The organism is Streptomyces sp. NPDC014991, assembly GCF_043080665.1.
GTDB lineage: Bacteria > Actinomycetota > Actinomycetes > Streptomycetales > Streptomycetaceae > Streptomyces.
This window is the reverse complement of sequence record NZ_JBIBVY010000023.1, coordinates 94,812-114,987: the sequence shown is the minus strand read 5'-3', so window position 1 is coordinate 114,987 and position 20,176 is coordinate 94,812. Positions and strand designations below refer to the sequence as shown.

The 20,176-nt window shown below is 70.7% G+C and carries 13 protein-coding genes and 7 pseudogenes; 10 read left to right on the top strand and 10 right to left on the bottom strand.

The genetic code is table 11. From position 1 onward, the window contains the following. Positions 1–157 precede the first annotated feature (157 nt). Positions 158–577: a DUF4440 domain-containing protein gene (locus tag ACF1BE_RS29265; protein ID WP_392201998.1), complete on the bottom strand. Its 420-nt coding sequence runs from the start codon at positions 575–577 to the stop codon at positions 158–160. A gap of 94 nt (positions 578–671) precedes the next feature. Between ACF1BE_RS29265 and ACF1BE_RS29260 the strand changes: the two are divergent. Then, positions 672–1,639, top strand: a pseudogene (locus tag ACF1BE_RS29260) (IS5 family transposase). 1,001 nt (positions 1,640–2,640) lie between these two features. Here ACF1BE_RS29260 and ACF1BE_RS29255 read toward each other — a convergent pair. The 3 genes from ACF1BE_RS29255 to ACF1BE_RS29245 all read right to left on the bottom strand — a co-directional run bounded on the left by ACF1BE_RS29255 (position 2,641) and on the right by ACF1BE_RS29245 (position 3,622). Continuing rightward, the gene (locus ACF1BE_RS29255; protein WP_392201997.1) at positions 2,641–2,931 is read right to left on the bottom strand and encodes a hypothetical protein; all 291 of its coding nucleotides are present in this window, start codon (positions 2,929–2,931) and stop codon (positions 2,641–2,643) included. Between the two features lie 74 nt (positions 2,932–3,005). Next, positions 3,006–3,383 (bottom strand): fic family toxin-antitoxin system, toxin component, encoded by a 378-nt coding sequence (locus tag ACF1BE_RS29250; RefSeq protein WP_392201996.1) that lies wholly within the window; start codon positions 3,381–3,383, stop codon positions 3,006–3,008. Next, the gene (locus ACF1BE_RS29245; protein ID WP_392201995.1) at positions 3,383–3,622 is read right to left on the bottom strand and encodes a hypothetical protein; all 240 of its coding nucleotides are present in this window, start codon (positions 3,620–3,622) and stop codon (positions 3,383–3,385) included. The genes ACF1BE_RS29250 and ACF1BE_RS29245 overlap by 1 nt, the downstream gene beginning before the upstream one ends. 6 nt (positions 3,623–3,628) lie before the next feature. Between ACF1BE_RS29245 and ACF1BE_RS29240 the strand changes: the two are divergent. Then, positions 3,629–4,024, top strand: a pseudogene (locus ACF1BE_RS29240) (hypothetical protein); the annotation flags it as partial. A 718-nt stretch (positions 4,025–4,742) separates the two neighbouring features. Here ACF1BE_RS29240 and ACF1BE_RS29235 read toward each other — a convergent pair. Next, complete coding sequence (locus ACF1BE_RS29235; protein ID WP_392202008.1) at positions 4,743–5,969, bottom strand: PP2C family protein-serine/threonine phosphatase; 1,227 nt, start codon at positions 5,967–5,969, stop codon at positions 4,743–4,745. Positions 5,970–6,174: 205 nt separating this feature from the next. Between ACF1BE_RS29235 and ACF1BE_RS29230 the strand changes: the two are divergent. The 5 genes and pseudogenes from ACF1BE_RS29230 (at position 6,175) to ACF1BE_RS29210 (ending at position 11,144) form a co-directional block, all read left to right on the top strand. Then, positions 6,175–6,997: pseudogene (locus ACF1BE_RS29230) on the top strand (IS5 family transposase). A gap of 984 nt (positions 6,998–7,981) precedes the next feature. Beyond that, a pseudogene (locus ACF1BE_RS29225) lies at positions 7,982–9,360 on the top strand (Helicase associated domain protein); the annotation flags it as partial. A gap of 202 nt (positions 9,361–9,562) precedes the next feature. Further along, positions 9,563–9,692, top strand: a pseudogene (locus ACF1BE_RS29220) (arginine repressor); the annotation flags it as partial. Positions 9,693–9,793: 101 nt separating this feature from the next. Further along, positions 9,794–10,381: an RNA polymerase sigma factor gene (locus ACF1BE_RS29215; RefSeq protein ID WP_392201994.1), complete on the top strand. Its 588-nt coding sequence runs from the start codon at positions 9,794–9,796 to the stop codon at positions 10,379–10,381. Next, complete coding sequence (locus tag ACF1BE_RS29210) at positions 10,371–11,144, top strand: hypothetical protein (protein ID WP_392201993.1); 774 nt, start codon at positions 10,371–10,373, stop codon at positions 11,142–11,144. Before ACF1BE_RS29215 ends, ACF1BE_RS29210 begins: the two co-directional genes overlap by 11 nt. A 36-nt stretch (positions 11,145–11,180) precedes the next feature. On the opposite strand, the gene ACF1BE_RS29205 is transcribed toward ACF1BE_RS29210, so the two are convergent. The 3 genes from ACF1BE_RS29205 to ACF1BE_RS29195 form a co-directional block, all read right to left on the bottom strand. After that, positions 11,181–12,125 carry a serine/threonine-protein kinase gene (locus ACF1BE_RS29205; protein WP_392201992.1) on the bottom strand — a complete coding sequence of 315 codons (945 nt, stop codon included), beginning with the start codon at positions 12,123–12,125 and terminating at the stop codon, positions 11,181–11,183. Beyond that, positions 12,122–13,966 (bottom strand): ABC transporter ATP-binding protein, encoded by a 1,845-nt coding sequence (locus ACF1BE_RS29200; protein WP_392201991.1) that lies wholly within the window; start codon positions 13,964–13,966, stop codon positions 12,122–12,124. The genes ACF1BE_RS29205 and ACF1BE_RS29200 overlap by 4 nt, the downstream gene beginning before the upstream one ends. 87 nt (positions 13,967–14,053) lie before the next feature. Continuing rightward, positions 14,054–14,230, bottom strand: coding sequence for a hypothetical protein (locus ACF1BE_RS29195; RefSeq protein ID WP_392201990.1), 177 nt, complete (start codon positions 14,228–14,230; stop codon positions 14,054–14,056). Between the two features lie 1,241 nt (positions 14,231–15,471). Here ACF1BE_RS29195 and ACF1BE_RS29190 point away from each other — a divergent pair. Next, positions 15,472–15,630, top strand: a complete 159-nt coding sequence (locus ACF1BE_RS29190; RefSeq protein ID WP_392201989.1) for a hypothetical protein — start codon at positions 15,472–15,474, stop codon at positions 15,628–15,630. A gap of 2,171 nt (positions 15,631–17,801) precedes the next feature. Here ACF1BE_RS29190 and ACF1BE_RS29185 read toward each other — a convergent pair. Further along, entirely contained in the window at positions 17,802–18,206 is a 405-nt protein-coding gene (locus tag ACF1BE_RS29185) for a hypothetical protein (RefSeq protein ID WP_392201988.1), read from the bottom strand. Positions 18,207–18,330: 124 nt separating this feature from the next. Next, positions 18,331–18,513 (bottom strand): annotated as a pseudogene (locus ACF1BE_RS29180) (hypothetical protein); the annotation flags it as partial. A 374-nt stretch (positions 18,514–18,887) separates the two neighbouring features. Between ACF1BE_RS29180 and ACF1BE_RS29175 the strand changes: the two are divergent. Continuing rightward, positions 18,888–19,502, top strand: a complete 615-nt coding sequence (locus ACF1BE_RS29175; RefSeq protein ID WP_392201987.1) for a hypothetical protein — start codon at positions 18,888–18,890, stop codon at positions 19,500–19,502. A gap of 301 nt (positions 19,503–19,803) precedes the next feature. Continuing rightward, positions 19,804–19,986: pseudogene (locus ACF1BE_RS29170) on the top strand (RNA polymerase sigma factor); the annotation flags it as partial. Positions 19,987–20,176 lie beyond the last annotated feature (190 nt).

Here is a 20,176-nt window from a genome sequence, read left to right as displayed (position 1 = left end):
GCTCGATCAACGCCCACGACTCATCGGTCAGCTCATGACGACGCACCACGCACAGACCAACGACGCCGACACTTTGCGGACACGACCTAGGGCCTGTCTGACACTTCGCGTCGGATTAGGCCGGGCGGGCCGGACCCGACGGGAAGGGGCAGACACCCTACGGCCGGGCCGTCCCGTCCGGCACCGGCGTGGCCTGGTGGTAGTAGAGCCGGAACTCCCCGGCGGCGTCGCGGCGCCAGATCGACGAACGGCGGGCGTGCCGGTCCTCGATGCGGGTCTCGTAGGTGAGGTGGACGATCCCGGGGGCGAGGACCGTGCCCTCGAAGTGCTCTGCGGTGATGGGGGTGTTGTTCTCGGCGCCGCCGTGGAGCGTGGGTAGCGCGGCCACTATCTCCGCGTGTGTCCACCGCCGCCCGGAGGCGCCGACCTCGATGAATTCGGGGTCGAAGAGGCCTTCGGCTAGGGGTCCGGAGAGGCGGACGGAGGGATCGTGGAGGCATCGCTCCCGGACAATTGCCTCGGTGACGTCTGGGTGCTGCGGGAGCGCCTCGGGCGCGTGCCGGTCGTTCTGGATCATGGCGATATGATGCCCGGTCGCGGCTGGCGGGCCCTCGGCGCCTGGGCGGCCTTCAGCGGCGGCGGGCCCTGACACTGTCTGAATAATTGATCTTGTGGTGGGGCTTGGCGAACTGACGGATACGGCGTGGGAGCGGATAACGCTTCTGTTGCCGGGGGTTGATGGTCGTGGTCGTCCGTGGAGGGATCACCGTCAGGTAGTCGACGGGGTGTTGTGACGGTTGCGGACCGGTCCTCCGTGGCGTGATCTGCCGGAACGCTACGGGCCGTGGCAGACGGCCTATGAGTCGACGGGGTGTTGTGGCGGTTGCGGAGCGGTCCTCCGTGGCGTGATCTGCCGGAACGCTACGGGCCGTGGCAGACGGCCTATGAGCGGTTCGCCCGCTGGGAGACAGACGGAACCTGGGCCCGCCTGCTTGAGCAGGTCCGGGTTCGGGATGACTGTGTCGGAGCTGCGGAGTGCACGGTGTCGGTCGACTCCACGATCAGCCGGGCTCATCAGCACGCCGCCGGCGCCCGCAAGAAATGGGGGCGGCGGCGGGGAGCGAAGTGGAAGATCCGGCACATGCAGCGGCTCGGCAGGCGCTGGGCCGGTCCCGCGGCGGGCTGACCACCAAGGTCCACCTCGCCTGCGACGGCCGCGGCTTGCCCCAGGCCGTGGTCGTCACGCCCGGCAACGTCAACGACTGAGAGTGCCCGGGCTGGTGTCGGCCGGCCCCGCCGCAGACCCGAGGCGGTCATCGCGGGCAGGGCGTACTCGTCACGGGCAATCCGCCAGGTCCTGTGCAGGCGTGGCATCCGGGCGGTGATCCCGGAGCGGGCGGACCAGCAGGCTAACCGCCGGCGGCGCGGCCAGGTCGGCGGCAGGCCGCCAGCCTGCGGCCCCGAGCTCTACAAGGCCCGCAACGTGGTCGAACGCCGCTTCGGTCGCCTGAAGCAGTTCCGCGCGATCGCCACTCGCTTCGACAAACTCGCCGACCGTTACAAATCCGGAGTCCACCTCGCCGCACTCATCCTCTGGCTCCGCGAACCCACCCAAGATCATTTGTCAGACAGCGCCTAGGTAGACCGCCTTGTTCTGGAGGAGCAGAACACACGCGCTCGGTGAGGCACGGGACGGCGGCGCGACCGGCTGGACGTGCAGGAGCGGCAGGCTCTCGCCAACGACCTCGACGCGACCTCGACGACCCGCGGTCCCTGATTGCGGTATCCGGCCGCACCAACCGCTCCAAGGGCGAGAAGGACCCCACCCAGTGGCGGCCGCCGGCCGCGGGCAACCGGTGCGCCTACAACACCGAGTGGATCGCCGTGAAGATGCACTGGGGACTGTCCGTCGACCAGGCCGAGCGCGAGGCGCTGCAGAACCAGCTGGCCGGCTGCGGCGACGAGCAGGTCACGGTGGTCCTGGCCCGCTAGAACGGTGACCAGACCCGGTCGCCGTCTCTCAAGGGCCGCCCCGGCCCGGCATGGGCCTTCCCACGTGGATGTCGCCCGTACGTGACATTTCTGTCAACCCAGCACGACATCTCTCAGCGTTGTGTCCCCCCTGAGGGGACACAACTCGCCCCGGGCGCGGAACGCCGCGCCCGTGCCGGACCATCCGTCCGCGGCCGGCGGACGAGCTGGTGCCGCCGCGCCGCAGCGGCCTTTTCGAGAGCGCACGAACGGAACAGGCACGCCGGGACGGACCGGACCCGGGCGATGCCGACGCGCAGCCGCGGCCGCTCGGCTGCGAAGGCCTGTGCGCGCTCAGGCGGGCGCGGTGAGGACAAGGCCGGCCCGCGGGCAGAGGGCTTGCGACGCCTCAGCGTCGTGACCGGGTATCCGCTGCGGCTGCCGGCAGCTCTGTTCCCGGGGGCGTTACAGCCCGGCCGGCGGGTCCTACGCGCCGGGAGCAGCCCGCGGTGCGGGGCCGGCCAGCTCCATGGGCTGCCGGCGCAGCAGCAGTGCCAGCTGGCGGTGTATGCGGTCGGCGCCCGTGGCTGCGTTCGCCAAGTGCGCGTGCCATGCGCGTCAGCAAGCTGAGATCCGCCTGTGGGAGGAGGGGCACTTCGGTTTCCAGCGTCAGTGCTTGGCCGACGGTTCCTCGGTCTGCTCGTCGTCGGGCTTTTGATGTTTCTCCACCAACTGCTCGATCTCTTGGGGCACCCAGTACAACGCGTCCAGGACCAGACCCCACGCCCGGTCCCGCAGCTCCTCCGGTACCTCGTCTTCGATCTTCTGCGCAAGCCTGTCGATCTTGGACTGGGCGTCATACTCGGTGCCCGTGGTCGGCGCGGTCATCACTCCCCATACCAGCCGGCCCGCCCCGGCCGCCACTCGGCCTATGCTGCCGAGTACCGAGCCCACATCCATCTCCGCTCCTGGTGGTTGGTGTCCTGCCGCAGCGTGGTCCACCCCGGTGTGCGGGGCGGGCCACCGAGTGGGCTTCAGGTGGTGGTGGGCCAGGCCCGCAGCAGAGCGGCGATCCTCCCGGCCGTGCAGCCCGGGTCCAGGAGCAGGTCCTTGAGAGCGATCGCATCCTCGCGGGCGGGCTTGACCGTGATTCCGGCGGCCTCGAGGTACATGACGCCGGTGGCAGCGGCCACGGCCAAGTTGGAGCGCTCCAGCCAGCGGCACCGGCCCAGGGTGTGCACAAGGGCGGCAGCCTTGGCGTAGGGGCCGCCGTAGACGCACTGCTCGAACAGCTCGGCACGGTGGCGGGCGACCGCCGAGAAGGGAACGCCGTAGTCGTCGGGGGCCGGATCGTCCGCCCCGGCGGCCTCGGCGACTTGCAGGATCCAGGGGACGTCGATGTGCAGATCCATCAGGCCGCGCGTGCTCCCCTGGGCGTTTGCTGGGCTTGTTCGGCGTCGTCGAAGACCGTTTGGTGTTCGGCCAGGAAGCGGGCGGCCGCGTCCACCGCTCGGGCGCGCAGGCCGCTGGCATCGTCCTGTACCAGCCGGGCCAGGTAGTCCCCGATGCTCAGTCCTAGGTCGGCGGCGCGTTTCTTCGCGAGTTCCGCCACGTCCTCATCCACGCGCGCGCCCAACTGTGTCTTCGCCATACCGGCATGGTAACAGTCGTTACCATGCTCGGGGGCGGTCACCGGAACGGTCACCTTCCTCCAGCGCGGAACACCCCCGCGGACGCGGGGGTGCTGTGGCCAGCGCTTACGCGTCCGAGGGACAACCACACCTCGTCAGGTGGCCGGGTTCGTCGCCGAGGCGGACGGCTGCGCGGCGTGGCCGGCGTCGACCTCTCACCCGGCCGGTGCGGGCGGTGCGGGAGCTTCGGCGGGTGGTCGAGGAGCTGGGAGTCGTCGGGCGTCCCCTTCTGCACCCAGGCCGGGCACACCGGCCCCCTCAACTCCTCAGAGACCCGACGGCCGATCCCGTACATCGACCAGGTGGCGCTCGACTTGCCGGAACTGACCATCGTCTGCGGCCACATCGGATATCCGTGGACGACAGAGATGATCGCGGTCGCGGACAAATACGAGAACGTGTTCATCGACACCAGCGCCTACAACGTCCGCCGCTACCCGTCCGAGCTGGTGCAGTACCTGCGCGGCCGCGGCCGCCGCAAAGTCCTCGATGGTTACGCCAGCCCAGGCCCTGGAACACCTGGATCAGCTGGATCTCGACGAGGAAGCCCGCGAGCTGTTCCTGTCCGGCAACACCCGTCGGGTGTTCGCCCTGTAGGCGCTGCGTGAAGTGGCAGACAGAGGCCGAAGAGGAGAGGCACCCCCGCACCGTGGACAGGCCGGATCGCCCAGAGCGGTTTCGCCTGCGCGGTAAAAAGGTCACCGGTGTCCAGTCATGGCGGCAGCCTATGAGTCGGCACCAGCCGTCGCATCGCCTGGTCTGGCCAGAGCTCTCCGGGGCGGCCCACGCCGACGCTGTAGGGATCACGCCCAGGCGGCAACGCGGAACCTCAGCGCGCGGCGCGGCCGCCCCGTCCCGTACGGCCGGCCGGCCGGCCGACTGCATGCGAGGGCGAAGGCGCCGCCGGGCCAGCATGGCCTGCAAGCGTCCGTTCGTCCTTCACACCCGCACGACGAGCGAGGCGCTGGTCACGCTGTTGGCCGAACGGGGCCGGGTATGCGGTCCAGGCCCGGGGAGAGTCCGGCCTTGGGGAACATCGCCCCAGCAGTGTCCCGGTGCCCACCCAAGATCATGGTGGTCTTACAGGCGGACGACGACCATGGCGATGTCGTCGTTGGCGCCGCTGGTGAGGTCGAGGCGGGCGAGGAGGGCGTCGGCGAGGCGTTCCGCGCCGAACTCGGTGCAGGTGGCGAGCGTGGAGGTGAAACGGGTCAGGCCGGCGTCGATGTCTTCGTCGCGTCGTTCGATCAGGCCGTCGGTGTAGAGGATGAGGGTGTCGCCGGGGGTGTAGGTGGTGGTGGCCTGGGGGCGGGGGACATGTTCGGGGCGGGCGCCCAGCGGTGGGTCGGTGGCCTGGTCCAGCAGGTCGCAGGTGCCGTTCGGGTGCAGCAGGACGGGCGGGGGGTGGCCGGCGCTGCTGTAGATGAGCAGGTGGCTGTGGCAGTCGATGAGAACCTGGACGGCGGTGGCGGCCAGTGCTCCCTCGATCGAGCGGGCGTACAGCCCCAGGACTTCCAGTGCTTGTGCGGGGCCGTGGGCGGTGTGGGTGGCGGCGCTCAGTGCGCTGCGGAGCCTGCCCATGATGGTGGCGGCTATCAGGCCGTGGCCGACCACGTCGCCGACCGCGACGGTGAAGCGGTCCGCGGGCAGGTCTACCGTGTCGTACCAGTCGCCGCACACGTTCAGCGCTCCAGCCGCGGGCAGGTAACGCACGGCGATATTCGGGTGCCGGGCCAGGTCCGGCGTGTGGAGCATGGTTTCTTGCAGGGCGACGGCAATGCGCCGTTCACGCGCACGAGCCTGCCGCAGTTCCTCGTTCAGCTGCTGCAGCTGCCGTGCCCGGACGTGCAGCTCGGCCTCCATGGCCGCTTCCCGGCCGGGTCTGGCCGACGGCTCGAGCGCCGTGCGGCGGGCGCGGACGACGTCGGTCATGTCCTCGGACCGGTGGATGATCCAGGCGACCTTCCCGTCCGGGCCGAGTACGGGCACGTTGATCGCGGTCCACCAGCGCTCCTTGAACACCTCCGGGTTGCCAGCGACAGGGATGTCGTACTTCTGCAACGCCATGTGATCGGTCTGGCCGGACGACAGGACCCGGTGCAGTGACGCCTTCAGCGTGGCCACCCCGTCGGCCTCCGGGTCGGCGGAATTGTCCGGGAAGGCGTCGAAGAGGTACTGCCCGACCAGCTCGGCACGGTTTCGTCCGGTCACCTCGCCGAAGGCCCTGTTGGCGTCGGCGATCACCAGGTCCGTGCCGAGCATCAGGCACGGGCTCGGAAGGGCGGCGAACACCGCCGTGTAGTCCATCTTGGATGCCGTCACACGCCATACCTGGCCCCTCCGGGGACCTCTGCGTTCAATCTACGGAACGCCTCGCTCCCCCACCCGCTGAGCGCGCATGCCCGGACGGGATGGTCACCGCAGGCGCGTCGCGTGGCTCGCCAGCGAACTCGCCGACAGCGATCAGTCGGCGCGGGCCAGCCCAGCCCGACCTTCATCGGTTTGTCAGGTCATGAGGGCGACTCCGTGGGTCGTGTCGGACGAACCGTGGGAGCGGATCGAGCCGCTGCTACCGAGGAGGGAGCGGCGCTTCCGACATCCGGGCCGCGAACCACTCCCGGACCGGGACGTACTGTGCGGGTTCCCGTACGTGCTGCACACCGGCGTTCAGTGGGAGTACCTGCCGAAGGAGCTAGGCTTCGGCTCGGGCATGACGTGCCGGCGGCGGCTGAGGGACTGGAACGAGACCGGCGCGTGGCAGCGGCTGCACGAGGTCCTGCTGGCGGAACTCAATGCTTGCCTCACGTCTGGACCGGTCCCACTGCGTGGTCGGCTCCTTCCACGTCAGGGCGCTGAAAGGGGGAAACCACACGGGTCCCTCGCCGGTGGATCGAGGCCGGGCCGGCTCGAAGCACCACTTGATCACCGATGGGCACGCCACCCCGCTCGCGATCCTGCTCACGGGAGGCAACCGTAACGACGTCACTGAGCTGCTGCCCCTGCTCGACGCGATCCCGCCAGTCCGGGGCCGGGTCAGCCGTCCCCGGCGGAAGCCGGACGCACTGTTTGCCGACCGCGACTACGACCACGACGCCTACCGCGATCAGGTTCGCCAGCGCGGCATCGTGCCGGCCATCGCCCGCCGTGGAACGCGGCATGGCACGGGGCTGGGCCACCTACCGTTGGGTGATCGAGCGCAGGTTGCGTGGCTGCACGGCTTTCGACGCCCGCGGATCCGATGGGAACGACGGGCCGACGTCAACGAAGCGTTCCTCAGACTCGCCTGCTGTGTACTCACCCATCGACAACTTGGCTCATCGCGTCAGCCGTTGTAAGTCGTTGAGGTGGGATGCAGTCTTTCGGAGTAATGCTGGATTGAACCGGGTTCGTGACCGGGATCACGCTGGGCGGGTTGTCGGCCTGCCGTGTCAGGAGGCCGGGTTTTGTAGCGCGCTGAGTTGTTCTAGCAGATTCGGTGTGACGGGAGTCTGGAGAACGCTTCGGTTCGGAGCCTGGCCAGGCGTTTGAGGGTGCACCGCCGGGAGGTGCGTCAGGCGCTGGAGAGTGCTTTGCCCCCTGCGCGGAAGGCGATCGAAGTGCGCCGGTCGGTCCCTGACCAGGGCAAGGACCGGGGTGCTGGTATCCCGGCTCCGGGGCCGGGTGCGGGGTCGGTAGTGCTGTTCGCGAGGTGATCGAGGCGGATGGCGTCGAGTGCGGCCGACGCCTACCAGCTGACGCTGTCCCAGCTCCTCGACGGCGCCGACATCAGCCACCACCGGCACGGCACGCCACCGGCCGCCGAACTCATCCTCACTCCGCGCGCGGCCCAGCACCTCGCTGCCCTGGTCCGAATCCCACTCCCCCACCGCCGGCGCGCCCTGCCCCACCTCGCCCTGCTGGACGACGCCCACGACACCGGGGCGGCCGCGTGCTGGGCAGCGGCTCGAGGCCGGGCAGCAGCCCGTCCACGCCTGCACCCTGTGCACCCGTCACCGCAGTCACGACGCCACCGATACCGCCTGGGTTCATCCCCGCCACACCGACTGGTGTGCCCGCGGTATCAACAAGCCGCCCCCGACGGCAGGCCAACTACCCGAACGACCAAACCGAACACACCAGCAGGCCACGCCAACGACGCCCGAACCTGACCGCTCCCCCAGGCCAAAATCCCAACGAAAAGACGAAACAGCAGCCCGAACGCCCAAGCCCCCCGACGATCAATGCTCCGTCACACGGACCAGCAGGAGAGGGTTGTCCGGAGGCGCCATCGCGGCCTCAAGGTGGCGGGGGCGCGACTCCCACCTGCGACGACGGTTGTCGAGGTGCTGCGGCAGTTCACAGGCGGCATCGACGCGGCCGGGCGCCGAGTGCACCGCGCCTTCCTCGCCAGCTGCCGCGTGCTCGGGAAGGCGTCGGCATCACCGGCGAGCGGGAAGTCGAGGCCGTCTGCTTCGCCGACACCCGCGGCTCCCAGGTCGAGATCGTCCAGAACATCGGCCGCGCGCTCCGCCTCAACCGCGACGGCACCACGAAGATCGCGCGGAGCATCGTGCCGGTGTTCCTGGAGCCCGGCGAGGACCCGACCGACATGGTCGCCTCCGCCGGCTTCCGCCCCCTTGTAGCGGTCCTCCATGCCTGCGCAGTCATGATGAACGACTCGTCGAGCAGCTCGCCTCCCGCGCGCTCACCAGCGGCAAGCGGCAAGGTCCACGTCCGGCGCGACGAAGACGGGCGGATCGTCGAGGCCTGCGGCGAGGGCGCCCGCGAGGACCAGGAGCACGACGACGGCACCGACACCGCGGCCGAGACGGCCCTGCTGCACTTCTCCAGCCCGCGCGACGCGGCGACGATCGCGGCCTCCTCCGTACGCGGGTCTACCGGCCGGAGTCCCTGGTCTGGCCGGAGGGCTACCAGGCGCCGCTGCGCCGGCGGAAGGAGAACGGCATCACGGGTCTCTACGCCATCCCGTACGACGTCGAGGTCGAGGCCGCGGCGGCCGAGGCGTTTCCGCTCGGGCGATGGGTCCACCAGCAGCGGAAGGCGTTGCGGGCCGGGGTGCTGGAGGAACGGCGCAAGCCGTTGCTGGACGCGCCGGAGGCCGGGATGGTCTGGGAGCCGGGCGAGGAGGCGTGGGAGGCCAAGCTCGCCGCGCTCCGGTCCTACCACCGGGCCACGGGGCATCTCGCACCGCGGCAGGACGCCGTGTGGGGTGAAGGCGAGGCGATGGTGCCCATCGGGCAGCACATCGCCAACCTCCGCCGCAAGGGCGCGAAGAACGGCCCTGGGCAAGGACTCGGAGCGGGCCGCCGTACGGGCGGCGCAGCCGGCCGCGGTCGACACATCGGACGACGGCTCGCACGGCAACGCCGGGCGAGTACCTGGGCACAGCTGTCCACCGAGCAGCGGGAGCGGCTGTCCCGGCTGGGCGTGCAGCCCGTCCAGCCCCCGTCTCCGGCCCCGGCCGCCCGGTCCGGGGCGCAGGGGCTTGAGCAAGGCTGGGCAGGCGTTCCAGCGGGGTCTGGCGGCCCTCAGGCAATGGGTCGAGAGGGAGGACCAGCGGCCGGTCCCGCGCGGCCATAGCGAAGAGATCGCGGTCGACGGCCAGGTCGAGCCGGTGATCGTGAGGCTCGGTGTGTGGATCCCCCACACGGCGCAGCGGCTGAACGCGCTGCGGGAGTTGGGCGTGGACTGGGCGTAGGAGCCCGGGGTGCCTCTTGCACGAGTGGCCATCGCGGGAAGAGGCAGTCCGCCCGCGGAATCGCACCGAGGTCGGCGTCCAGCGCCCTTCGAGGGGCGAGCTGCGGACCATCGGACGTGCGCGCCGTCGTGCGCGCCGACGCTGCCGGATCCGGTGCGGCGTGCTCGCGTGGGTGTGGTTGCATGACTTCGGTAAGGCGACACAGGCCGAGCTGCACGACATCCTGAGCACCCTCGCGGGTGACGACACCCTGATGCTGATCAGCCGGGGACCCGGACGGCGGGCAGGCGCTGGCGGACCATCTGCCGCGGCTGGCGCAGAACGGGCACTGACCCGCGTGCGTGCGGGCCCGGAGCATGCGGCGGACAATGGGCATGTGATCTTCCTCCGCCGGCGAGCAATCTCCGGGCGGCGGCCGGCCGTATACAGAGGTGTGTCGGGTTTCCGGTTCCCCGTGGGCCGCCTCCCGGACGAGGCTCTGCTGTCCGGGCTGGCCACCGGCGACCCGGAACTCGCCGTCGCCTTCGTACGGAGGTTCCAGCACAGGGTTTTCGGCGTCGCCATGACGGTCATCGGCGACCAGCAGATCGCCGAGGACATCGCACAGCAGACATTCGAACGCGCATGGCGTCATGCGCAGATCTACGACTCGCGCCGCGGCTCGGTCACGACCTGGCTGACGACCATCGCGCACAACCTCGCCATCGACGCCGTCCGCGCGCGGCGGACGGAGCTGGTGGCACCCGAAGATCTCGACGCGCTGATCGGCGCCGTCACCGAGACCCCCGAGCAGTGGGCGCTTGCCGACGAGGCCTCGTCCCAGCTGCGGGCCGCCGTGGCACGGCTGCCACGGGGGCAGGCCCGTGCCCTGGTGATGGCGGGCATCTACGGAATGACGGCCCAGCAGATCGCCGATCTGGAGCAGATCCCGCTGGGCACCGCCAAGACACGGATCCGGGCGGCGATGGCAAAGCTGCGGACCACACTCGGGTCTCCGAACCGAGGCGACCATGTCCAGTGACGCGCATTGCGAGAAGCTGCGGGAACACGGCGCAGAGCTGGCCCTGGGCGTGCTCTCCGGCCGCGAGCGGGCCGAGGCGTTCGCCCATCTGGACCGGTGCGCGGAGTGCCGGGAGTACGTCGAGCACCTGACATTGGTCGGCGACGGGCTGATCGGGCTGCTGCCGGACCGTGAGCCGCCCCTGGGCTTCGAGACCCGGGTGGGGCGCGCGCTGATCCGGGACGCCGCGGCACAGGAGCCGCGCCCGCCCGGGCACGTGTCCGGCCGCCTGCCCACCGGCCGGCGCGGCCGCGGCCACCGGGCCCGGCTGCGGCTCGCGTCGATCGGGGCCGCCGCGGCGGTCGCCTGCGGGCTCGCCGGCTGGGGGATCGGCACCGCCGTGCAGGAGGTCACCGCATCGCCCCCCGCCGCCTCCGTGAGCGAGCCGATGCTGGTCGGAGACCTGACCTCGGCCGCGGACCGCGGGCAGCCCGTCGGCGAGGTGTACGCCCATCCCGGTACCTCTGGCTGGCTCTTCGTGTCCGTCGATCTCGACGGCCGGGGCGCCCGGTACAGCGGCAGGGTCGTCTGTCTGCTGGAGCACGCGGACGGCACGACCGTCCGGGTCGGTGACTTCGCCGTGCGGGACGGCCGCGGCGACTGGGGTGCGTCGGCCGCCGTCGACACCGCGGCGGTCTCCGGTGCCCGCCTGACCTCCTTGGACGGCACCGTCATCGCCACGTCCCGGCTGCAGGTCGGCCACGTCGAGACGCCGGTGGACTAAAGGCCCCGGCGCCGTCCGCCACGGCCTCAGCAAGCCTCAGCAGGGCGGAGCGGGCAGTGCCGACCGCAGAGCGGCGGCCAGTTCGTCGACGGCGGGCCGGGACGAGGGATCGGCCCGCAGGCAGGCGTCGACGGCGTCGGCGACAGCGGACGGCAGGCGCCGCCGGGAGCCGATCGGCGGCGCGCTCCGCTCCAGCTGCGGATACCACTCGCCGGTGCTGCCGGTGCTCTCGCCGGCCCCCTCACGCCGCTCACGCCGCTCGTGCCCGGTACCCGGCCCGTCGCCGCTCTCGCCGTTCTGGGCGCTCGCGGTCCTCGCGTGGTCGTCGTCGCGGGCGAACGGCACGTCACCGCACGCCACCTCGAACAAGGTGATGCCGATGCCCCACACGTCGGCCGCGGCCGTCAGCGGCCCTCCCCGGGCCTGCTCCGGAGCGAGGTAGCCCCGCGTGCCCACCCCGGCGGGCGCGGGCCCGGGGGGCCGCGCGACACTCAGGTCCAGCACCTTCGCGTGACCGCAGTCCACCACCACGTTGGACGGCTTGACGTCCAGGTGCAGCAGGCCCCGGCCGTGCAGGTAGTGGATCGCGGAGCACAGCTGCACCCCGAGCAGCGCCACGTCGGCGGCGCCCGGCCGGCGCCGCAACCGGTGCACGAGGTGGGAGAGGGTCTCACCGGTCAGCGTCTCCAGCACGACGAGCGGTTCGGGCGACTCGAAGGTCTCGTAGGCCCGGGTCAGATGCGGATGGGTGAACTCCCGCAACCACCCACCCTCCCGCAGCAGGCGCTCGCGCAGCCGCTTCTCGTCCCGGCGGTCGGGCCGCACGGTCTTGATCACGCACCGGCAGGCCCGTTCCTCGCTCCAGGCGTCGTAGACGTCCAGCCAGCCCGTGCGCGTCAGATGCGCCAGCACCTCGTAGCCCGGAGCCGGTTCCGCGCCCGGTGCGAGGGCGGCGGGCCGCCGCGGGGCGCAGGCGTTCACGACGGCACCGCCCGCATGGCCACGGACCCGCTCGCGGCGTTCAGCCGGTGGAGCCGGGCGTACGAGCCGCCCCGCCGCAGCAGGTCGTCGTGGGTGCCGTACTCGACGACCCGGCCGCGGTCGAGCACCGCGATGTGCGTGGCGTCGCGGACGGTCAGCAGGTTGTGGGAGATCACGATGGTGGTCCGCCCGGCCATGAGCCGCCGCAGCGGGTCCATGATCCGCCGCCCCGACCGGACGTCCAGCCCGCTGGTCGGTTCGTCCAGGAGGAGCACCGGCGCGTCCCTGATCATCGCGCGGGCGATCGCCAGGCGCTGGCACTGTCCGCCGGAGAGCGTCCGGCCCCGCTGGCCGACCATCGTGTCGTAGCCCTGGGGCAGATGCTCGATGAAGTCGTGCGCGTCCGCCGCGCGCGCCGCCGCGACGATCTGCGCCTGCGTCGCCTTCGGCCGGCCGTAGGCGATGTTGTCCCGGACGGTGCCTTGGAAGACGAGCGTCTCCTGCAGGACCACCGCGACGTTCTCCCGCACGTCGGACAGACGCAGGTCGCGCAGGTCGGTCCCGTCGAGGCGGACCGCTCCCTGGTCGGGGTCGTAGAAGCGCAACTGCAGCTTGGCCACCGTCGACTTGCCCGCGCCGCTCGCCCCGACCAGCGCGAGCGTCTGCCCGGCCGCGACCTGCAGGGACACGTCGGACAGGGCCCAGGACGAGGTGCCGGGATAGCGGAAGCCGACGCCGTCGAACTCCACGTCGCCCCGCGCGCGGCCGATCGGCCGGGCGCCCGCGGCCTGGACGACCTGCGGCCGCTGGTCCAGCAGTTCGATGATCCGTTCGGCGGAGGCGGAGGCGGCGTAGAAGGTGGTGCCGAGGCGCGAGAGGCCCCTCACCGGGCTGTAGAGCTTGCCGATCAGCGCGAGGAAGACCAGCAGCCCGCCCAGTGTGAGCTGCCCCTGGGCGAGCTTCCAGGTGCCCAAGCCCATGACCGCCAGGCCGCCCGACACCTCGATCATCTCCACGACGGGTCGGTAGACGGCGTGGATCCGCGCCGAGGCCATCACCGCGTGGAACCGGCCGAGGTTCTCCGCACCGAACCGGCGCTGCTCCCATTCCTGCCGGTTGTACGCCTGCACCAGGGCCACATTGCCCAGCGTCTCCTCGGCGATCGCGCTGATCGAACCGCTGCGCCGCCTGCGTTCCCGGGACGCCTTCTTGATCAGCCGCGAGAAGTGCCGGGCCGCACCCCAGAACATCGGCACGATGGCGAGGGCCAGCAGGGTCAGGTCCCACTGCAGGTAGAACAGCAGGCCGAGGAAGACGCCCAGCTGGATCACGTAGTAGAGGGCGTCCGCCACGCCCGAGAGCAGGAACGTCTCCACCGAGTCGACGTCGCCCGTCACCCGGGAGAGCACGTCCCCCAGCCGCCGGCGTTCGAAGAATCCGAGCGACAGCCCCTGGACGTGTCCGAAGACGGCGGAGCGGAGGGTCAGCAGGAAGCGCTCGCTGACCCAGGTGGACGTCACGTCGTCGGCGAAGCCGAGAACGCCGGAGCCGACGACGAGGCCCAGGTAGGTCGGAGCGATCCACAGCAGTGGCCCGAGGTCACGGGGGACGAGCACATCGTCCACCACGATCTTGAAAAGCCATATCTCCCCGGCGTCGATGGCGGGGCCGATCAGGCTGAAGAGGACCACGGGAACGAACCAGCGGCGGCCCCCGCGGGTGTACGGCCAGAACCGCCGGAACACCTCGCGCGGCGCCACCGGCGGCGGGGCCGCGACCACGGCGTCCGACGCGTCCGACGCCTCACCCACCGTCAAAAGACGCCGAAGGCCGTACGCCATGGCATGTGTTCCTCGTGGATCGGCATGGATCGACGGCGAAGCGGGCCGGGTTCTTGGTTCTCCGGTCCGCTCAGCCTTCGTGTGGGGTCAGTACCGGTTGTTGTCGTTGTGGTCGCGGTGCCCGTGACGGCCGCCGTGGTCGCCGTGCCCCTTACGGTCACCATGTCCGTGACGCCCGCCGTTGCCGCTGCGGTCGTCGCTGTGGGACGTGTCGTTCCCGTGGTTGTGGTGCCTGGCGGGCATGAGATTGCTGAAGATTGCCATGTCTTTCCTCCTGAAACTTGCAGCACTTGAGATACGTCTCAGAACGGAAGTTAGATGGCTTTTCGGGATGAAAGTGAAAAAATTGTGCGAAGTCGGGGCTGTCGTCCCAGCCGAGCCGCGCCACCGGCCCCCGGTGCACCGCACCTCGTCGCCCACCGTGATCACCCAGCGCCTGTACGCCGGGCAGTGACTCCCGCCACGCCGGCCAGGCCCGCGACCCCCTCACGAACGCCGCGGCCGCCCGCGAACGCCGCAGCCGCCCAGCAGTCCACCCCGGTCAGCCGGGGGCTCATCACCGTCAACGGACCCAGGCCGGTCACCACCGACCTGCCCGAACGCGGATCCACGACATGCGCGCCCCGCTCCGCCGTACCGGACGTGACCACCGACAGTTTCGTCCACCCCAGCCACCGACAGTCCGTCCACCCCGGCCGCCGAGATCACCGCCACCGGCCCGCCATGGCGCCTGGGGGGCGGACACGCACCCGCCACGGCCGGTGCGGTTGCGGCGCACCGGGCATCTGGACGCCCGCGCGGCCGTCCACGCTGACCCCGCTCACGCCGCCCACCGCCGCCACCAGCCCGACCGCACGCCCGACCGACCAACCCCTGACGATCCCGGCCGCGTCCAGAAACCCCCGATACCGGATGCTGAACCACCCGTCGCTGACCCGCTCCGCCTCCGCCGCCGGCCGAAGCACCTCGGCCACCTCCGGAGCACACCGGTCCATGCTCAGCTCGCCGCGGGCCGGCCGCGACACCTCGCTGTCCTCGCGGTAGGTACCCAACAGCGCAGCGACCCCGTACGGGCCGGTACGGAGCCGGAGCCGGAGCCGGAGCGGGTGTTCGCACAAGCGCGGGGCGGTAGTGACCCGACGGTGGAAGCAAGCCACGCAGTGGAAGCAGGCCCTGCAGTGGGAGCGGGCCTTGCAGTGGGAGCGAGCGGGAGACGATCTGGCCGCGGCGCCCGCAACAGGCCGCGGGCGGGGACGCCGGCCGTGATCTCGAACGGCGACGGATCGTGGGGCGCGACGCGGTTGTCTTCCCCGAAGCGGCGGCCGTCGCGGGGGGGCGCCGCTGCACCCGGCCATGGCCGAGCTGGTGCGGGCCGACAGTGGTGCTCGGCGGCCGCGGGCGCCCCCGCCGACGCGATGTTCCGCCGCAGGCTCGGTCAGCGGCTGGGCCGCACGTCGCTGGGGCCACCGGCCGCGACGGACCACGGAAAGCCGCTCATCGCGTGAATGAGCAGCGTCACCCGCCTTCACCGCGGCGCCGGCAGGCCACCCGGTTACGACAACGACCCGTGGCATCCGCGGCAGGAACACCGGCACGCAACCATGACCGGCCAACTGCGGGCATGGGGCAAAGAGAAGAAAGCACCCGGCTCGACGACGATGTGACGGGCCGCGGTACCCACCGAGCAGCGCACGCCCACCCCCAACGCTGCCGACAGCACCGAGGAACAGTCGCTACAACTACGCCGCGTGCAGAACGAGCCGACCACCGACATCACCCGACGAATCCCTGCACAGTCTCCGTGCACGGTCTCTGTCACAGTACCGCCCCCACCGCGGCAGCCAGGAAACATGCCCCGGTGGCGGCGGTGAACGGCGAGGTGCCCCTTGCGGAGGTGCCCCGGTGGGTGGACATGCCCGTCGAAGTGCTCAGGAAGATGCTGACGGCAGGCGGGCAGGAAGACGACGGCTGAGAACGATGCGCTGAGGGGCGGGTCGGCTGTTAACTGATACGGCACTCGTTCGTGGCAGACACACTGAAAACAGCGATATGCGCTGGCGGGAGCGGCTTGGCTGACGCGGATGACCAGCACAGAAGCGGCCCGGCACCAGAGCCGGGCAGAACGAGCGGCCCTAGACCAGGAAGCGACTTCCAGACGGTGTTCCCCAGACCGGGTCGGGCAGGCGGTCCAGCAGCGGTGGGCGGATACCGCCATGACCGTGGCGCTCGAGGACGTGCCGCCGATGTCAGCGTTCCCGATGCTCCCAGGGCATCGCTGGGAGCCGGGCCTGTGATGGTCGACGACCACCCCTCCTCATCGCTGATCCTGAACTGGTGGTAGTGCACAGGCACGAGCTGCTGCCCGTGCACGGCCTGCTCACCGCAGACGGCCGCGAGCAGCTGAAAACGCCGTCCCGGTACGGGCGCTGTATCGCCCGTACCGGGACGGCTTCCTCAAGCCCTTGGCTGGATCTTCGGGTTACCTGAAGCAGGCTGGTTGTCACCAACGAAGCACGCCGCTTGGCACAACCGGTCCGGGAGCGGTGGCCGCCTTGGAAACACTCGCTGACGTCGTGTCGCGTTCGCAGGCCTGCTCAGGCTTGACGGGAAGGTCTTCGGCCAGCCATGGCCGCCGCGTTCCTCACCCGAACCCGATCAATGGACCACGCACCCAGACCCACCAATACGGCCGCTCCGGCCGCGTAGAGGGGCAACCACAGGGTCGTGGTGGCGGACAGGCAGTCGGCAACGGCGTCGTGGCTCTGGACGTCTCGTGCGTGAGCCAAGGCGGCACTGTCACGACCAGCCAGGTTCGCCAGCGCTGCCTCCGTCCGGATGCTCTCGTAGGTGCCCAGCGCGGGACACCTGTCACGGGTGCCCGGCATCGGGAACAGCCACGCCCAGCGCTGCAGCATAGGGGCCAGTGCGATCGCTGCACACAGCCCGACGACCAGCGAATACGCCGCGCAGACCGGAGGCCAGGCGTCCACGTCGGCAGTCGGTAAAAGGAGAAGATCACCACAAGAAGCGTCACTCCGATGTATGTGGCGAACCACTGCCACGAACCTTGCGTGAGTGCGAACGTCAGTACGGCAGCGAGGCCAATACCAATAACCCCCGCCTGACCAGGAGCATCACGGCCGGCGCCGGTGGATGCCGAGCTCCGGGCTGCTTGAGAGCTGGGATCGTCCACGGTCTCTCCTGCCTGGGCCGGCCACCAGCATCCAGGCGCACAGCCCCGTCAGCCCGTAGCCATGCCGGACCGGCCTGAAAATCCGGCCCGGTCGGCGGTCTCCCGTCGACGATCTGGACCGAATGCCATGGTGTCGGTCTTGGACAGCCAGTCTGCCTGTGTGACGCCTATCGTGCTTCGGCGTGAACCGCACACGGCCGGGGCCGCCCGGCAGCCGGACCGCTACAGGTCGAACTGCAGCTCCCCGCTGCTGGTGAATCCACCACCCACTCTGCGTGTACTCCCGGACGCGCCGTGCCGCCCCCACCCTGATGCAGGAAGCCGGCCAACAAGAACGCCCGCGTCGAGCGCTTCACGTGCCACCGTGCCGATCAGGCCGATGTTCGAGCGCAACCGGATCGTGGGGCCGAGCTCCGGCCGCCGGGCCAGCGGGCCAGCGTGACGGTGACGGGAACGTTCGGGCAGCGGCTGAGCACGTCCGTGAGGGCGGCGTGCTCGATCGCCTCCGATACTCAGTCCCCAGCGGGTCTTGTCGGCCACCCGGTCGGTGACGTACTGGCAGCGGTAGCCGGCTGGTCGACGGCAGCCACGTACTGGGGTCCTGGTCGGCCTTGGACCGGTTCGAGGCAGCCGAGACCGCGATCAGCGCGCGATCGTCACCGAGGTCGTTTGGCGTAGGCCTCCCGCTCCTTCGCCATCCAAACGGCAAGCACCGGAGCCCCAGGCCACGGCAAGCGGAACCATGTGGTCGATGGGCACACCGCTGCGCCCCTGGATGTAGCGGTCGTCGTAGGGCGAGTACCCATCGCCCCCGCTCAGGGCACAGCGCGGGCCCTGAGCTGAGGCGATGACGGCTTCGACCTTGAGTATCTCGGCGCGGGTGTTGCAGCCGTCCCCGTCGGCGTCGACCCAGTGCCGGAACGCAGTGCGCTCGTAGCCGGTGCGCTCCTCGGTGCGCACCGACAACTGGGCGAAGGGGTCTTGTACGGGCAGGGTGACGGAGTCGGCGGGCGCGGCGGCCGCGGCGGCGGGGCAGGCGAAGCGCACGAGCGGGAGTCCTCTCGAAGAGCACGGAAACGCCGTGATCTTCGTAGCGGCTCTCGTAGGCGACCCGCCCGGAAACCGGCAGCGGCTCTAGGATCGTCGGCACATACTGCTGGCGGCTCAGACGTCATCTCATTTGGCGAGTCTGCGGTAGCAGATCAAGGTGGAAGTGGTCGGCCTTGCGTTCGTAGCGGCGGAGCAGACGTCGGCATCCGGCGAGCCAGGCCATGGCGCGTTCGCTGCCTCGGTGGCGGCCGAGTCGTTGCGAGGTCTCAATGCCCTTGCGGGCGATGCGGTGCCCGACGCCTCGGCCGTTAGCTGCCTGACCCGGGTCCGAAACCAGTCGAGGGCAGCCCGCGGGTTCCGGACCGGCAGGCGTTGTGCGGGATCTTGTTCGTGCTGCACCCCGGTATCCAGTGAGACTCCTCGTGCCGTAGGTAGGCGTCTGCGCGGAGCGGGCCCAGGGGTCAGATGAGGTGCGGGGCCGGGACGCCGGTACCTCTGGAGGGGCTGGGAGAAGCCGGTCGCAAGGGACGGCCGCAGGGCCGCAGTGTCAAGTCCCGACTTCCCGGGCCATGACCCCCGCCCCGGGCGCGGGGCGTAATGGAGACACGGACGACGGCACGAACGCGGACCCTCCGACTGCCTCATCCGAACCCCTACCGCCCCGAAGGAGCCCTACTCATGGCCATCATCAACACCCGACGCCTCGCCCCCCTCCTGATCGCCACCACACTCGCAACTGGAGGCATCTCCCTCACCGCCACCTCCGCCTTCGCCGCCACTACCGCCACCGCCACCGGCGTCACCACCGACACGGACGACCCTGGCTCCGGCCTCCTCAATGCCTACAGCAAGTACGGGGATCACCAGAAGATCTCAAAGATCCCAGCAGACGACCCTGTTGCCAACGGCGGCGTCGTTGCGCCGGGGATGGATACTGACCCGAACTCCGATGAGGTGAGTATGGGCCCCCTCGCGGTCGCCGAGAGTCGAACCGGAGACGCGCGCCCCGGCCCCATCATCACCGACAAGACCGTCAGCGGTGGCACCGGCAACTCCGACGAGGCCAGCGGCGGCGACACCCAGACCAGCGGCACCGGCAACCCCGACGAGGCCAGCGGCGGCGACACCCAGACCAGCGGCACCGGCAACCCCGACGAGGCCAGCGGCGGCGACACCCAGCCCCCCACCGGCCAGACCAATGACAGCAACGCTGCCAACAGCGACCCCGGGCCCCGCCAGGATAGCGACTACGGCACCTGGACCAACCCCAACCCCGGCCCCGTCGTCAACTGAACCGCCGCAAATTTTGAGTCTGGTGGTGCGTCCTCTCGCCGCCCGGTACGAGGTGGACCAGGCCGTGAAGAAGGCCGCCCGTCGCACCCCGCAGGATCCGGGCGCCGAATAGCCGGGCGCCCCCGCTACCGCAGGTCCGGCCAGGCGGCCAGGACGTCGCCGCTCTCGACGGCGGTGAGGACGATCCAGGCCCCGGGCATGCCGCCGTACTCGCCGACCCAGCGCCGGAACTTGTCCCGCGCAATCTCCTCGCGACCCCACCAACCGTGCTGGACCGGCCGGCCACCGGATCTGAGCAGCGTGGGAGCAGATGTCCACCGACGAGGCGGTCGCCGCCCTCGGCATGGCGCCTGGAACGGTCAAGAGCATTCTGCACCGTGCGCTCGCCCGGCTCCGCGAGGAGCTGCAGCGCCGCGACCCCGACTCCGCTCCGGAGTCGGCCGCCGGCCGTGGATGCCCGGCGGCTGGCCGCCGGGCACGATGATGCGCCGGATCTGGCGGACTTGCCGAGGCGACCGTTGACAACAGGCTCGTGACGCGCCCGCACGATCTAAGTGTGGAGGTGACCGGCGAAAAGGCGCCCATGGGACCGCTCCGGCCCGTGGGACGCCACCCGGTTGACCGCCGTCCTCATGACCGCGTGCGGGCTGAGCGCGGCGGTCACCGGTTGGCTG

What these genes read in the sequence shown, in the direction of transcription:
- ACF1BE_RS29265 (WP_392201998.1), bottom strand. Translation starts at nt 577, where the DNA reads ATGATCCAGAACGACCGGCACGCGCCCGAGGCGCTCCCGCAGCACCCA.
- ACF1BE_RS29255 (WP_392201997.1), bottom strand. Translation starts at nt 2,931, where the DNA reads ATGGATGTGGGCTCGGTACTCGGCAGCATAGGCCGAGTGGCGGCCGGG.
- ACF1BE_RS29250 (WP_392201996.1), bottom strand. Translation starts at nt 3,383, where the DNA reads ATGGATCTGCACATCGACGTCCCCTGGATCCTGCAAGTCGCCGAGGCC.
- ACF1BE_RS29245 (WP_392201995.1), bottom strand. Translation starts at nt 3,622, where the DNA reads ATGGCGAAGACACAGTTGGGCGCGCGCGTGGATGAGGACGTGGCGGAA.
- ACF1BE_RS29235 (WP_392202008.1), bottom strand. Translation starts at nt 5,969, where the DNA reads ATGGACTACACGGCGGTGTTCGCCGCCCTTCCGAGCCCGTGCCTGATG.
- ACF1BE_RS29210 (WP_392201993.1), top strand. Translation starts at nt 10,371, where the DNA reads ATGTCCAGTGACGCGCATTGCGAGAAGCTGCGGGAACACGGCGCAGAG.
- ACF1BE_RS29200 (WP_392201991.1), bottom strand. Translation starts at nt 13,966, where the DNA reads ATGGCGTACGGCCTTCGGCGTCTTTTGACGGTGGGTGAGGCGTCGGAC.
- ACF1BE_RS29195 (WP_392201990.1), bottom strand. Translation starts at nt 14,230, where the DNA reads ATGGCAATCTTCAGCAATCTCATGCCCGCCAGGCACCACAACCACGGG.
- ACF1BE_RS29190 (WP_392201989.1), top strand. Translation starts at nt 15,472, where the DNA reads ATGAGCAGCGTCACCCGCCTTCACCGCGGCGCCGGCAGGCCACCCGGT.
- ACF1BE_RS29175 (WP_392201987.1), top strand. Translation starts at nt 18,888, where the DNA reads ATGGCCATCATCAACACCCGACGCCTCGCCCCCCTCCTGATCGCCACC.